Origin of the sequence: Acinetobacter rathckeae, from assembly GCF_015627125.1 — a bacterium.
In the GTDB taxonomy this organism is placed as follows: Bacteria; Pseudomonadota; Gammaproteobacteria; order Pseudomonadales; family Moraxellaceae; genus Acinetobacter; species Acinetobacter rathckeae.
The window spans coordinates 140,660-153,559 of the sequence record NZ_VTDO01000004.1 but is presented as its reverse complement, the minus strand read 5'-3'; the positions used below and the strand labels follow the sequence as shown (position 1 = coordinate 153,559).

Here is a 12,900-nt window from a genome sequence, read left to right as displayed (position 1 = left end):
GCAATGGGTACAAAAATGAGCAAGCCACTCATGGCAAATAACAAACCACTGTTTCAAACATTTATTTTGTTTGTATTGCCCTTGATTGCAACCAATATTTTGCAAAACCTTTCAGGAACCATTAACACCATTTTTGTGGGGCAAATGCTAGGTGTACATGCAGTGGCGGCCATTGCTGTATTTTTTCCAATTTTATTTAGCATGATGGCATTTATTATTGGTTTGTCATCGGGTGCAAGTGTGCTTGTTGGGCAAGCATGGGGCGCAAAAGACTTAGATAAAGTCAGGCAAGTGGTGGGTACAACACTGTTTATGACCCTCATTTTAGGCACAGTGATTGCCGTATTGGGCGGTACTTTTACGCCACATATCTTACAATTTCTAGGCGTAGCGAATGATGTACAGCATTTGTCTGTGCCTTATGTACGTACCATGTTATTTGCAAGTCCACTGATTTTTATTTATATCATTTACACCTCTTTATTACGGGGTGTGGGTGACAGCCTAACCCCTCTTTTTGCTTTAATCATGACCTGTTTAATTGGCATTGTGGTCACACCAACACTGATTAAAGGCTATTTTGGCTTACCGCAATTAGGCACAACTGCACCTGCGGTGGCTTCTATTTTAAGTAATATTGCTGTTTTATTATTTCTAACCATCTATCTCAATTACAAAAACCATGCCCTTCAACCCAATTTTGCCTTACTCAAAGACATTCGTTTTCACAAAACACTGTGCCCTAAAGTCTTAAAACTAGGTATTCCTACAGGCATTCAAATGATTACTACATCATTGTCTGGGCTAGTCATTGTACGTTTAATTAACTCCTTTGGTGCAGATGCCACTGCGGCCTACGGGGCAATTAATCAAGTCATGAACTATATTCAATTTCCAACCTTATCTGTAGCGATTGCAGCTTCTATTTTTGCATCTCAAGCCATTGGTGCAGGAAAAAGTGAGCAGCTAGAGCAAGTGACCAAAACAGCAATACTGACCAGCTTAGCAATTACAGGCAGTTTGGTGGTGATTGCTTATTTGTGTGCAGATCATCTGCTTCAATTATTTTTGACTGATCCTCATGTGATTACACTGGCTAAAACCTTACTTTACACCGTGCTGTGGTCAGTTTTATTTTTTGGTATGAGTACTATTTTTTCTTCTATTATGCGGGCATCGGGTACAGTTAATGTGCCCATGCTGATTAATATTGGCACAATTTTGGCCATAGAATTGCCTTGTGCTTATGTCTTTAGCCACTTTTTAGGCTTACAAGGCATTTGGGTGGCTTATGCCTTGTCTTTTATCTGTTTGAGTCTATTACAATATGGCTACTACCGTCTTGTGTGGAAGAAAAAACCGATTCAACGCTTAGTGTAAAATCGGTCAACTCCACACAAATGCTATGCCAATAATGCCACGACTTGACGCAAATATTTTTCATCTATGGCATCAAACGTGGCTAAATGTGCACTGTCGATATCTAACACACCAATACAGTCTTGGCCTGAAAAAATAGGCAACACAATTTCTGAACGTGCCTCTGAGCTACATGCAATATGGCCTTTAAATTGTTCTACATCATCAACAATTAATACTTCTTGCTTTTGCCATGCTGTGCCACAGACTCCACGACCGTAGGCAATACGCGTACATGCAATTGGCCCTTGAAATGGCCCAAGCACTAACTCTTCAGACTTTACCAAATAAAAACCAACCCAAAGCCAATCAAACTGTGACTTTAATGCGGCAGCCACATTGGCTAAATTGGCAATTAAGTCAGACTCACCATCAATCAAACCACGAATTTGTGGCAAGATATTTTCATATTGCTCAATTTTATCGCCTTCCACTACATTTAAATGCTCAGCCATCACTTTTTCCTTTTAAAACACTAAAAAACAACACCCACCACTGTTTTATAAAATAAAAAATATAAATATCATAGATATAGTTCAATCTTTTTAAAAACAGCTACTCAAATTTCACCTGAATTTCACCAAAACGACTTCATCTTGTCACAAAAAAACAGCGTAAAATTTAAATGACGGATTTATTGCAATAATACTGTCATAATAAATCTTTGTAATAGCCCACAGTTCATAAAAAATTCATATAGGATATTGCAGCCATGAAAGAGGATTACATTTTAATTGTCGATGATGAACTACCCATTCGTGAGATGATTCATACCTCACTCGACATGGCTGGTTTTCAATGTCTACAAGCAGAAGATGCCAAACAAGCACACCAAATGATTGTTGATCGCAGACCATCACTGATTTTACTCGATTGGATGCTACCTGGTGGCTTAAGTGGTGTTGAATTATGTTACCGCTTAAAACGCGATGAAACACTGTCTGAAATTCCTGTCATTATGCTCACTGCTCGTGGTGAAGAAGACCACAAAGTACAAGGCTTAGATGCAGGTGCAGATGACTACATGACCAAGCCGTTTTCTACACGAGAGCTTATTTCACGTATTAAAGCAGTACTTAGACGCTCAAATGCACTCAGTGGCGATAAAGTTATTGATGCCAATGGTCTAATTTTAGACCCAGTGAGCCAACGTGTGAGCTTCAATGACAATATTATTGACATGGGGCCGACTGAATATCGTTTACTGGCTTTTTTTATGACCCATTCAGAACGTGCTTATACACGAGCACAACTGCTTGACCATGTGTGGGGTGGAAGCGTATATATTGAAGACCGTACCATTGACGTACATATTCGCCGTTTGCGTAAAATCTTAGAACCATTTGGTGTAGATAAATTTGTGCAAACTGTACGTGGTACAGGGTATCGCTTTTCCACTCGCACAGATGCACTCAGCTAAGATTCAAAATTATGTATGAACACTACCCAACGCCAGAAATCAGCCGAGAGTATAAAAATTATCGTTACAGTAGTCTTTGGAAATATGCAAAACAAGATATAAGACTACTGAGCTTTTTTTTAATCATTGCAGGTTTGATTGGTTTTGGTACAGGCTACTTACTGTTTTGCCTCAGCTTAGCAGTGGTTCTTTGTATTGCTTTTAGACTACATGCCTTGTATTTGGTCAATGACTGGATTTCTCATCGACCATACGACATGCCACCCAATGTACCTGGTTTGTGTGGTGCATTGGCATTTAATATTTATCGGGCACAACGCCAAGAACGGGTTGTACAAGCAGACATGGTCACACTCATAGACCGTGCCCAATCGTCACTGTTTGCACTGACTGAAGCTGTCGTTATTACCGATGAACTACACCAAATTGAATGGTGGAACCCTGCAGCAGAGCGTCTACTTGGCATTAAACAACAAGATAAACATAATAATTTATTAGGTATTTTACGCCAACCTGCTTTTGTCGAATATTTTAACAATATGGAACAACACCCAGATGGCATTAAAATTAAATCGTCTGTGTTTGAAGACCACCACGTACAAATTAAACTCACCCGCTTTGGTACAGAAAGTCACCTTTTAGTGGCCTATGACATTACTCGTGTACACAATTTAGAACAAATGCGTAAAGACTTTGTGGATAATATTTCACACGAATTACGCACGCCACTCACGGTACTTAGTGGCTATTTAGAAACCTTTACCGACCAAGACAACTTCAATCCGAAATGGCAACGTGCTTTTGACCAAATGCAGTCGCAAACACGACGTATGAATGCTTTGGTCAATGACTTACTACTACTCTCACGGCTTGAAAATGACCGTAAAATGGCAAAAAATCAGATTGTAGACATACCTGCACTCATGACTCAGCTGTTTGATGATGCACAAGCTTACAATACAGAATATGGCCATATGCTTAATTTAGACATAGACAGCCACAGCGACCTGATTGGTTCAGACATGGAGTTGGCCAGTGCTTTTGGCAACTTAATTACCAATGCCATAAAGTATACGCCTAAAGGTAGTGGTACAATTACCATTGGTTGGCATGACGACCAAGAAAATGGCTACTTTACTGTACAAGACAATGGTATTGGTATTGACCTCAAACATTTACCGCGCCTCACAGAAAGATTTTATCGAGTCGACAGTGCACGTAGTCGCCAAACTGGTGGTACGGGGCTTGGGCTTGCAATTGTGAAGCATGTGCTCATGCAACATGGAGCATATCTTGAAATTGAGTCTCAGGTGAATCAAGGTTCTTGTTTTAAAGCGATTTTCCCTAAAGATCGTCTTTGCCAAAATGAAAATTAGTCTATTTACAGGCAAATACTATGTCTAAAAAACAATACCTTAGCACAGCGGTTATCGCTGTGTTTTTACTGATCGCGGGTTTAATCTATGTGACCAACACTTACCCATCAGAAGAAGAAAAAGCCTACCACCGTATTGCCATGTGTTATGTGATTGAACACCGAGAAATACAAGCCGATGATAAAGCGTTGATTTCCTTTTTTAATAAGGTTGCACAAGGTGGCGTACCCGACTACGCACTCAATAAACCTAAAATTTATGACAACTTTGCTCATGAAATGATTCATTATTATTTAAGTCTATCACCACAACAGCAACAAGAAGCAAAATCAGATCGCCAAAGCTGTGATCGTATTTTCCAGGGGTTATAAATCCACCTCCAAAAACTAAGGTGTGTTCAGCTCATCTAATGGAAAAAATAAGCTTTGTATTGTTTGATTAGAAACAGGACTTTAACCGTTATGAAGATCAATAAACTGCTTGTCAAAATGATGATCTTCGCTGGTAACTGTAAAATTCATTATTTTTATATGGTGAAAGAATAAAGTTAAATACTGGCATAAGGAAATTATACTTATAGTAAGTCACTGTACCTTATGCCTCATATTCATAAAAACAACTTATAAAGAAGGCTCAACCTCCCCCAATATCATCCTGAACACACATATAAAGCAGCTTAATATAATATTAAAAAATGATAATTGATAAACAAATTCAAACAAAAATAGTTTATAATTTAACATTATATAAACAATCTAATAAATTGTCTGGCGTTTATCTAGAAGGTTATTGATAAATTTTCATACATTTAAATCAGATTACTCTCTTGCTTCACTTTAAGCAAAACTCCTAAAATCAACCAAGGTATTACAAGATGCCCCTAATAAATACACCGAAAATAGTCTCAGCAATCATTATTTCCCTGACAGTCACAGCATGTAGTAGTGGTGGTAATCATACCACTCAAAATGTAACAACTTCACCGCAACAAAGCGATGCTGACAAAAAAGCCGCCGAAGATAAAGCTACTGCTGACAAAGTCGCTGCTGAGAAAAAAGCCACCGAAGATAAAGCCATCGCTGAGAAAAAAGCTACCGAAGATAAGGCCATCGCTGAGAAAAAAGCCGCTGAAGATAAGGCCATCGCCGAGAAAAAAGCTGCTGAAGATAAGGCCATCGCCGAGAAAAAAGCTGCTGAAGATAAGGCCATCGCCGAGAAAAAAGCTGCTGAAGATAAGGCCATCGCCGAGAAAAAAGCTGCTGAAGATAAAGCCATCGCCGAGAAAAAAGTTGCTGAAGACAAAGCCATCGCTGAGAAAAAAGCCGCCGAAGATAAAGCCATTGCTGAGAAAAAAGCGGTTGCAGATAAAATAGGGACTGAAAATAAAATAACCGTTGAACAAGCTTTAGCTGAAAAAATTGCGACACGCAAAGCATGGGAAATTGCAGAAAATAATGGTCAAGCAGCACGTGCTGCTAGTGCTGATACTACTGCAGCTGATGCTATTGCTGATGCTGCTGCTGAAAAAATGGGACTAGCAGAGATAAATTATGAAGTTGTTTTTTCACAAACTAATTATATAAATGCACTAGATGAAATCAGTAAGACTGATAAAGATGCATCGCCAGATACATATAAATTTGCCCGTGACAAAGCAGATGCTTATAAAAAATTATATGAAAAATCTATAGCCTATAAAGATTTGGCAGATAAATATCTAATTGCGGAAAAAATTGCTACTCAAGCAGATGAAAAAGCAAAAGCAAAAGATGCCACTGCCGAAGACAAAGAAAATGCAAAAAAAGCTAATTCAAATTTAGATACAGTTAGCGATCTAATAGATGCTATAGCATTCGAGTCAGCAGCTTACCAACAAAACTATTCGGTTGTTTTAGGTAATTATACAGGCGATATGAATTATGATATGAATAGAAAAGTTAGTATTGGTAGAACTGGAGAGATTTCTATTTTGGGCATAAAAACCGACTCTAATGCCTTACCAACATTAGGTACTGCTACTTATAACGGGAAAGCCTTTCAAGATATTCCAGAGAACATAGGCGGAGCTTGGACCAGTAACGTCAATGAAGGAACTCTAAGCTATAACGTAAACTTTACAGAGCGTACAGGTTCAGGTTCAATTACAGGCTTAGGAAATGCCATTACCCTTGAAAAAGGTGCCATTTCTGGCACAGATATTAGTTCAACTGTAAAACAAGCAGATCTCACAGGGAATTATTCGCTCGGTTTCTATGGTAAACATGCTGAAGAAGTTGCAGGTAAAATTGTATTCACCAACAATGACTCTATTGGTTTTGGTGGTACACGTGGCGATGTCAAATAACGCTATGATTATACCCTTCTGTTAAATTTTCAAAAAACCGTCTGAATTTTTCCTCCAGACGGTTTTTTCACTTTATTGGTTGCATGTCAGTGAATATTAAATACTACACAATACTTGGGGCATTTTTTTCGTCCTCTACATTTGCTCAGGAACTCCCACCCGATCAAAGCATATTTTTTGAACAAAAAACATCTATTTATCCAAAAGTCTCTTTTATACCTGCACAAGACAATACAGTTAAAATTGCGAACATACAAAATTTGAGCTTAGAAAGAAGTATTAACCAAGCCATTATTCAAAAAGATTGGGAAACTTTAGAGCACTTATTACAAGAATATCAACACAGTAAAGTCTATGATCAAATACTGTATGACTATGGCTTAGGTGCATTGTATCGACACCAGGGAAAATTAAATGATGCAATTCGGCTTTATCAACATATTGCTGAAAACAATCCAGACCTACACTATCCACGTTTTGATTTAGCCATGATGCTGTTTGAAGATCAACGCTATGCTGAAGCAACCCCTATATTTGAATCTGTCAAAACATTTCTTGCACCACCCATGCAAATACTTGTTGAGCAAATTCTCGTAAAAATGAAAAAGTCACAACAATGGCAACTTGACGTAAATGCAAGCTATGAAAAAACAAATAATGTAAATCAAGCCTCAAGCTTAAAAGAAATAACCATCAATGGTAAAAATTTTATCCGTAGTACTGAGTCACTACCTAAAAAAGCACAAGGGATGAACTATAGTATGGGAATATCTCGTGAAAAAAATATAGTGGGACATCATTATGTCAATATGGGCGTATCTCTAGATGGCATTTACTACTGGGATAACAAAGACTATAGTGAACAAACTGTCCGTGCCAGCACAGGCTATTCATATAAAAACTTAAACCATTCTTGGGCTTTCACGCCATTTCTTCAACAGAATATTCTAGGAAATAATCGCTATAGTCAGAACTATGGTACAAACTTAGAATATAGCCAACAGTTGTCCACACGTTGGAAGGTTTCAGCAAATACTTCATATATTGAAAAAAATTACCATCAATCGAGTACCGCTAAATACTATGATGGGTACAGCAACAGTCAAGCTGTGGTTATCATGTACCAGCCAAAACCCAACTTTTTACTATACAGTGGCGTGAGCTTCATACAAGATCACTTAGCAGATCGTAGTGAGTCATCGGTACGTCAAGGGCTTCGTCTCGGTTTTTTATATTCAGGACAACTCACCAGTTTGAGAACAAATCTAAATTACTCACAACGACAATTTCTTGCCAACAATACTTGGTATAATACCATTCGAAAAGACCATGAATATGCTTTGACAACCACCACTTGGCGTCAACAATGGCAATGGAAAGGCTTTATACCTAAACTCAACTATAAATATCAAAAAACACAAAGCAACTTACCACTCTATGATCGCCACAATAGCTCATGGTTTATGACTGTAGAACGTTCATTTTAACCATCAAAAGTTTCCCCCAATCAAAAATATAGTGTTTTTTTGGGGTTGCTCTTGCATTATTACCTAAAGATGCTCAGCACGATCGTGTTATAAAATATATCCAAACTGTTTATTTTTTGTTAAAATTTATTCATTTATAATTTGAGTAAAAAATACAATGTATTTTAAAATCAAAGCATTAAATTATTTTATGATTTTGGGGCTGTGTAATATTAGTTCTGCTGTTGCAGAACAAATCACTCCATCTATGTCAGCTGAACAAAATGAAGACTTACAAGAAATTGAAATTGCAAAAGAGGCTGAAGTCACCATTGAGCGACAGCCCAAGACAGCCTCTTATGAAGAGATTGAAATTATTACGCAAAAACCTACTGTCACGTTAAGCATCACCCCATCTATGCTCACAGGTGGTCAAGGCAAAGAGTATTTATTTACCAACAGTTACTCAGATCAAATCAGCCTTTTAACTTGGGAGATTAAAAATGTACCTATTATCAAAACCGACTTCACATGGAACATTTCACCCAATTTAAGTTTTAACATGAACGGTTGGACAACAGTCGGCAAAAAAACGCTGACCATGAATGATTATGACTGGCGTGATATGAATAACCGTTCACTACTCACAGATTGGTCAAACCACCCAGATACTTCGCTCAACTCAGCAAATAAAATAGATCTCAATTTCACCTATTGGTTGCTACAAAAACCAAGTTATAATGTTGGCCTACTTTTTGGCTATGAACACAGCCAATTTAGTTGGACTGCTCGTGGTGGAAGTTACCAGTATGGTTTATCTGACCAATATGGAAACTACATGCAAGATACTGCACTGATGTATCAAGGCCATTTTCCAGACAAAGCGATGGGCGTTGGTTATAAACAAAAATTTAGTTTGTACTATTTAGGTTTAACAGCAAATTACAGATATAACAACTATGAAATTAACGCCACTGCAAAAATGAGTCCATGGGTGAAATCTAAATCTCAAGATGAACACTATATGCGTGACCTGACCATTTATGAAAAAGCTGAAGATTCCGAATTCTATGCAGTGACACTCAATGCTGGTTACTACATTTCACCTCGTATTAAGCTCTTTACCGAAATCACATGGAGTGATTACAAACTTGCAGGTGGAACCGTCACCATTAAGCATTCAGATTACGAAGGTAAAGGTGGTATATCCTCTCGCTACTATAATTTAGGCCTTGGTGCACAATACATTTTTTAAGCCCTCTTCACGCGAAAAAATAAAAGTTAGATTTTTTTTCGCGTGGTTTTACCACCTCAAACTGATATAAAAATCAGTAAAACAGTATATTTCAGTTATCATAGATTGACTCCCTTCTACACATCGTGCACATGAATAGCTGGCTCATTATTGCAATCCTCATTCTCTATATTGTTTTTTTATTTCTATGTGCATTTTTTGGTGAAAAATATGCATCACATTTAAACTCAAAAGGTCGTGTCTTATTATTTAGTCTGACTTTAGGTGTGTATTGTTCCTCTTGGACATTCTATGGTGCAACAGGTGATGCTGTCGTAGAAGGTATTAACTATTTTGCAATCTATTTAGGGCCTTTACTCTTTATTGCCTTTGGTTACGATATTTGGCGACGTTTAGGCCATATTCGACAATATCATGCCATTGCTTCTATTTCTGACTTTATTTCAGCACGTTACGGCAAAAGTGCCACTTTAGCATCGCTTATTACAATACTTTCTGTCATTGGTACAGTGCCTTATTTGGCATTACAACTGCGTGCCATTGCCATGAGTACCGCCACCATTTTGCCTGAAACCCATACCATTCAAAACACCACCAATATTGTGCTTTTTTTGACGGCGATTTTAGTGATGCTGTCGATGTTATTTGGCACACGGCAAATTTCCAATACTGAACAGCATGGTGGACTCATGCTTGCCGTTGCGGTTGAATCTTTTGTGAAATTGGTGGCATTACTGTGTGTTGCTCTATTTTTTATTCTGCAAGACCCTCAAAGCCTGCTTCAAATTAGCCTTGATTTAAAACAACAATATACACATATTCAAAATACAGGCCTACCAAGCACTTTTTGGGTACAAACCATTCTAGCCGCGCTTGCCATGTTTTGTTTACCTCGCCAGTTTCATGTGGGAGTGGTCGAACTACGTGATGAAACGCATATTAAAGGGGCAAGAAAATGGTTTTCGGCATACCTCATCGTCACTGCAATTGCCATTTTCCCCATCGCAAGTTGGGCCTTACACCACCAATATGAGCACATTGGTATTGGCGACTTAGCAGTCTTGACTTTGCCACTCAGCTACCAAAATGAATGGCTGTCTTTACTGGCATTTTTAGGTGGATTTTCTGCATCTACAGGTATGCTTTTGGTCTCTTCTGTGGCTATTTCTACCATGTTAAGCAATGACCTTATTATGCCTGCCCTGTGGCGGTTTGGTATTATTTCACGGCACCATAAAAAACTACCTGCCGTACTTAAAATTGCTCGCCGTCTGTGCATTATTTTTGTGATGTTGCTGGGTTTTTCTTTTTATCATGTTTTTGACAACGTAACCCAGCTGTCTGTTTTAGGCCTATTGGCCTTTAGTGCTGTGGCACAATTTGCACCTGCACTCATTGGTGGTTTGTATTGGCGTGGCGGTAGTAAACAAGGCGTGTATGCAGGGTTAGGCATTGGCTTTTTACTCTGGACCTACACTTTATTTATACCTACACTCATTAAATATGTTTTTTTAAATACCCCTAGTGACCACTCGGCATTACTCAATGATGGCCTTTTTGGTATTTATTTACTACGCCCTGAAGCATTGCTTGGCTTTGAATATTTATCTCCCCTCACCCACGGCGTGATGTGGTCTTTGGGCTTAAATATTGTGTTTTATATTTGGGTTTCTCGGCACTACCGCCCAAGTGTTGCTGAACAAATTCAAGCAGAAAGTTTTTTTTATTATGACCAAAAACTACAGGCTTCTACACAACCGAGCGACTCTTTCTATACCCACCAAGATGGTGCACGACTCAAAATTGGTGACTTACTTACCCTCGCCAGTCGAATTACCGGGGAAGATAATACCAAACGGGCTTTCCAACAATTTTGTAAACACAATGCACTGGTGTTAAATACCAACCAAGTGGCCAACGGCATGTGGTGGAATTTTACCGAACAATACCTTGCCAGTAGTATTGGTGCAGCATCGGCACGTACACTGTTAAAAACAGCCCTTGCACATAATGGACTTGGCGTGGCACAAGTGGCGAATATTTTAGACCAAGCATCACAGTGGCAACGCTTTCACCAAAACTTGCTTATGACCATGATTAACCACATGACACAAGGGGTCAGCGTGGTCGATGAAAATATGTGCCTTGTGGCATGGAACAACCAATATATTAAACTCTTTGATTATCCAAAAGAGCTGATTTATGTCGGTTGCCCAATTGCCGACCTGATTCGTTACAATGCCATTCGTGGTGATTGTGGGCCGGGTTCGGTCGAAGAACATGTCAGAAAACGTATTCATTGGATGCAAGTTGGCAGTGCCCATGAATTTGAACGGGTCAGAAAAGATGGCCGAGTCATTCAGATTCGAGGCAATGCCATTGAAGGTGGTGGTTTTGTCGCCACCTTTGCCGACATTACGGCCTTTCGTGAAAATGAAGCTGTACTTGAGGCTCGTGTACAAGAACGCACCCAACAGTTAGCCAATGCTTTAGCAGAGCAAAAACTTGCACGACAACAAGCCGATACAGCCAATTTATCGAAAAGCCGATTTATTGCAGCAGCCAGTCACGACTTATTACAACCGATGCATGCGGCACGTTTATTTAGTACCGCACTTGAACAAAGTATTCACACCACAGAAGATCAGCATACCTTACAACAACTTGACCGAGCATTGCATGGTGCTGAAAGTATGTTGTCGGCACTGCTAGATATTGCCCGCTTAGAAGGGGCAAGTATTCAACCACAACGCCAAGCCTATCCATTACATGACTTACTCAGTGACTTAGAAATGCAGTTTAAGTCCATTGCAGCACAGCGAAATATTCAGTTTAAAGTACGTGATGCACAGTTTTGGATTGATACAGACCAGCAATGGATTCGCCGTATTATTCAAAATTTTGTGAGTAATGCATTACGTTATACCGCAAGTGGTAAAGTCATTGTTGGGGTGTTACGTTCCGCCTCTAAAGCCAATCATATTCGAATTGGGGTATGGGACACAGGCCCCGGTATTGCCGAAGCACAACGTATGAAACTGTTTCAAGAGTTTGAACGCTGTGGTCACACCTCACCATGGGGTGAACAGGGCTTAGGCTTAGGGCTTGCAATTGTACAACGTATGACGCGTATGCTTGACTACCCAGTTTATGTGTACTCTACACTAGCACGTGGTTCATGTTTTATGGTTGAAGTGCCACTGATAGAACCGCCTAAAGCCAATACGCAACCCATGGCACGCAGTGTGGCACCTAACGCTTGTTATCGTATTTTATGTTTAGATAACGACGAAGCCATTTTAGAAGGCATGCTCACCCTACTGACAAAATGGGGGCACACGGTGTATAAAGCCAGAGAGCCTGAAGAAGCAGAACAACTGATTCAACAACATGACATTCAAGTGTGGTTGATTGACCAACACTTAAACCAAAATAAACGTGGCTTAGATTTTATTGAAAAAAATCGCCAAGCCGATGTCCCCGTTGCACTCATTACCGCCGACTCAGACCCTGACTTGCCACAAAAACTGAAACAGCAGCAAATCACTTTGCTGAAAAAACCACTCAAGCCCGCATCTATGCGTGCTTGGTTATCTGGCTTAAAACTTGACTAAAACGGC

At 39.2% G+C, this 12,900-nt stretch carries 9 protein-coding genes; 8 read left to right on the top strand and 1 reads right to left on the bottom strand.

Translation table 11 applies throughout. The features are described from left to right. Positions 1-15: 15 nt before the first annotated feature. Complete coding sequence (locus I2F31_RS08285) at positions 16-1,380, top strand: MATE family efflux transporter (protein WP_195773740.1); 1,365 nt, start codon at positions 16-18, stop codon at positions 1,378-1,380. Positions 1,381-1,403: 23 nt separating this feature from the next. On the opposite strand, the gene I2F31_RS08280 is transcribed toward I2F31_RS08285, so the two are convergent. Further along, the gene (locus tag I2F31_RS08280) at positions 1,404-1,874 is read right to left on the bottom strand and encodes a GAF domain-containing protein (protein WP_195768689.1); all 471 of its coding nucleotides are present in this window, start codon (positions 1,872-1,874) and stop codon (positions 1,404-1,406) included. Between the two features lie 257 nt (positions 1,875-2,131). Here I2F31_RS08280 and phoB point away from each other — a divergent pair, with 257 nt between their 5' ends. The 7 genes from phoB (at position 2,132) to I2F31_RS08245 (ending at position 12,894) form a co-directional block, all read left to right on the top strand. Further along, on the top strand, positions 2,132-2,839 hold the full coding sequence (gene phoB / locus I2F31_RS08275; RefSeq protein WP_195773739.1) for a phosphate regulon transcriptional regulator PhoB: 708 nt from the start codon (positions 2,132-2,134) through the stop codon (positions 2,837-2,839). Positions 2,840-2,850: 11 nt separating this feature from the next. Further along, a complete protein-coding gene (phoR, locus tag I2F31_RS08270; RefSeq protein ID WP_195773738.1) occupies positions 2,851-4,215 on the top strand; it encodes a phosphate regulon sensor histidine kinase PhoR in 1,365 nt (454 codons plus the stop codon). Between the two features lie 20 nt (positions 4,216-4,235). Beyond that, positions 4,236-4,586, top strand: a complete 351-nt coding sequence (locus I2F31_RS08265) for a hypothetical protein (RefSeq protein ID WP_195773737.1) — start codon at positions 4,236-4,238, stop codon at positions 4,584-4,586. A gap of 503 nt (positions 4,587-5,089) precedes the next feature. Beyond that, complete coding sequence (locus tag I2F31_RS13505) at positions 5,090-6,559, top strand: Slam-dependent surface lipoprotein (protein WP_195773736.1); 1,470 nt, start codon at positions 5,090-5,092, stop codon at positions 6,557-6,559. Between the two features lie 83 nt (positions 6,560-6,642). Further along, entirely contained in the window at positions 6,643-8,046 is a 1,404-nt protein-coding gene (locus tag I2F31_RS08255; RefSeq protein ID WP_213014839.1) for a surface lipoprotein assembly modifier, read from the top strand. A 157-nt stretch (positions 8,047-8,203) separates the two neighbouring features. Beyond that, positions 8,204-9,280 carry an omptin family outer membrane protease gene (locus tag I2F31_RS08250; protein WP_195768695.1) on the top strand — a complete coding sequence of 359 codons (1,077 nt, stop codon included), beginning with the start codon at positions 8,204-8,206 and terminating at the stop codon, positions 9,278-9,280. A gap of 131 nt (positions 9,281-9,411) precedes the next feature. Beyond that, positions 9,412-12,894 carry a PAS domain-containing hybrid sensor histidine kinase/response regulator gene (locus tag I2F31_RS08245; RefSeq protein WP_195768696.1) on the top strand — a complete coding sequence of 1,161 codons (3,483 nt, stop codon included), beginning with the start codon at positions 9,412-9,414 and terminating at the stop codon, positions 12,892-12,894. Positions 12,895-12,900: the final 6 nt, after the last annotated feature.

What these genes read in the sequence shown, in the direction of transcription:
- I2F31_RS08280 (WP_195768689.1), bottom strand. Translation starts at nt 1,874, where the DNA reads ATGGCTGAGCATTTAAATGTAGTGGAAGGCGATAAAATTGAGCAATAT.
- I2F31_RS08285 (WP_195773740.1), top strand. Translation starts at nt 16, where the DNA reads ATGAGCAAGCCACTCATGGCAAATAACAAACCACTGTTTCAAACATTT.
- I2F31_RS08255 (WP_213014839.1), top strand. Translation starts at nt 6,643, where the DNA reads ATGTCAGTGAATATTAAATACTACACAATACTTGGGGCATTTTTTTCG.
- phoB (WP_195773739.1), top strand. Translation starts at nt 2,132, where the DNA reads ATGAAAGAGGATTACATTTTAATTGTCGATGATGAACTACCCATTCGT.
- I2F31_RS08250 (WP_195768695.1), top strand. Translation starts at nt 8,204, where the DNA reads ATGTATTTTAAAATCAAAGCATTAAATTATTTTATGATTTTGGGGCTG.
- I2F31_RS08245 (WP_195768696.1), top strand. Translation starts at nt 9,412, where the DNA reads ATGAATAGCTGGCTCATTATTGCAATCCTCATTCTCTATATTGTTTTT.
- I2F31_RS13505 (WP_195773736.1), top strand. Translation starts at nt 5,090, where the DNA reads ATGCCCCTAATAAATACACCGAAAATAGTCTCAGCAATCATTATTTCC.
- phoR (WP_195773738.1), top strand. Translation starts at nt 2,851, where the DNA reads ATGTATGAACACTACCCAACGCCAGAAATCAGCCGAGAGTATAAAAAT.
- I2F31_RS08265 (WP_195773737.1), top strand. Translation starts at nt 4,236, where the DNA reads ATGTCTAAAAAACAATACCTTAGCACAGCGGTTATCGCTGTGTTTTTA.